The 1,619-nt window shown below is 75.5% G+C and carries 2 protein-coding genes and 1 pseudogene; all 3 read right to left on the reverse strand.

Translation table 11 applies throughout. The features are described 5' to 3' along the window. Positions 1-512, reverse strand: a pseudogene (locus ABZS66_RS61620) (nitroreductase); the annotation flags it as partial. Positions 513-571: 59 nt separating this feature from the next. Further along, entirely contained in the window at positions 572-1,399 is an 828-nt protein-coding gene (locus ABZS66_RS61625; RefSeq protein ID WP_354774266.1) for an ABC transporter ATP-binding protein, read from the reverse strand. After that, the coding region (locus tag ABZS66_RS61630; RefSeq protein WP_354774268.1) for an iron chelate uptake ABC transporter family permease subunit at positions 1,392-1,619 on the reverse strand (228 nt) is incomplete at its 5' end. The genes ABZS66_RS61630 and ABZS66_RS61625, both read right to left, overlap by 8 nt.

Here is a 1,619-nt window from a genome sequence, read left to right on the forward strand (position 1 = left end):
GCCGCGTGGCCGGCCGCCGCCGCGAGCGTCGCCAGATCCTGCGGGCGGGCCACGTGGAGGTTCGCGCCGGCCGCGGCGGCCGCGAGCTTGAGCCGCTCGACGACGGCGTCCGGGACCGGCTCGTCGGCGAACGGCCGGCGGTCGGAGCGCCGCCGCCCGACCGCCGCCCGCAGCCGCTGGGCCTCATCCGAGGGTTCGGTCCTCCCGGTGTACCGCAGCATCGCCAGGAGATCCGGATCCCCCTCGTCCGGCAGGTAGCGCACCGCCGCCGTGACGCCGTCGGCGGCGAGCGCGACGCGGGCGTGGTGCAGCGACGAGCCGCAGCAGAGGGTCAGCAGCCGCGCGTCCGGGTCGATGACCCGCAGGTGCCGGGTCCGGTCGGCGCGCAGCTGCGCCGTGTCGCCGTCGATGCGCCAGCGCCACGGCTGGGTGTTGAGCACCGACGGCGCCTCCAGGGCCGTCAGGACCGCCTGTGTGAGCAGGCGGCCGACCGCGTCGGATCGGACAGCCACCGTGCACCCCCCTCCGCCGACGAGATCAGCGGGGACGGCTCTACCCCGTCACGACGGGCTCATGTTGCGGCGCTCCCGGTCGCGACGGCGGCAACCGGGCGGCGGGGGATGACGAGGGCGGTGCCGGTCTCCGGGTCGGGGATGACCCGGCACGGCAGGCCGAACACGTCCTCGATCACCGGCTCGGTCATGACCTCGGCCGGCGGGCCCTCGGCCACCACGCGCCCGTCCCGCATGGCGATCATGTGGGTGGCGTACCGCGCGGCCAGGTTGAGGTCGTGCAGCACCGCGACGAGCGTGCGGTCCCGCTCGCGGTGCAGCCGCGCGCACAGCTCGAGCACGTCGATCTGGTGGGCGATGTCGAGGTACGTCGTCGGCTCGTCGAGCAGCAGCAGCGGCGTCTCCTGCGCGAGCACCATCGCGATCCACACCCGCTGCCGCTGCCCGCCGGAGAGCTCGTCGACGAACGCGGTGCTCAGGTCGGCGACGCCGGTCTCCTCCATCGCGGTGCGCACCGCCCGCTCGTCGGCCGGGGTCCACTGGCTCAGCGGGCCGCGGTGCGGGTACCGGCCGCGGGAGACCAGGTCGGCGACCGTGATCCCGTCGGGGGCGATCGACGTCTGGGCGAGCAGGCCGAGGATGCGGGCCACCTCGCGGGCCGGGCGCGTGCCGATCTCGCGGCCGTCGAGCAGGACGCTGCCGGCGCGCGGCTTCAGGGTGCGGGCCAGGGCGCGCAGCAGCGTCGACTTCCCGCACGCGTTCGGGCCGACGATGACCGTGAACGAGTGGTCGGGGATGGTCACCGTCAGATCGGTGGCGACGGTACGGCGGTCGTAGCCGAGCGTGAGCCCCTGACCACTGAGCCTGTCACCGAGTCGGTCAGACATGCTTGCTCCTCCGTGCCAGCAGCCAGATGAGGTACCCGCCGCCGAGCAGGCCGGCTACGACGCCCACCGGCACCTGGTGGCCGGGCAGGGCGCGCTGGCCCACGACGTCGGCGGCGACCATGAGCGCGGCGCCCAGGCACAGCGCCGGCGCCAGGTTGGGGCCGGACGCGCGGGTGAGCCGCTTCGCCAGCTGCGGCGCCGCGAGGGCCACGAACGCGAC

This window comes from Dactylosporangium sp. NPDC005572 (assembly GCF_040605515.1).
GTDB lineage: Bacteria > Actinomycetota > Actinomycetes > Mycobacteriales > Micromonosporaceae > Dactylosporangium.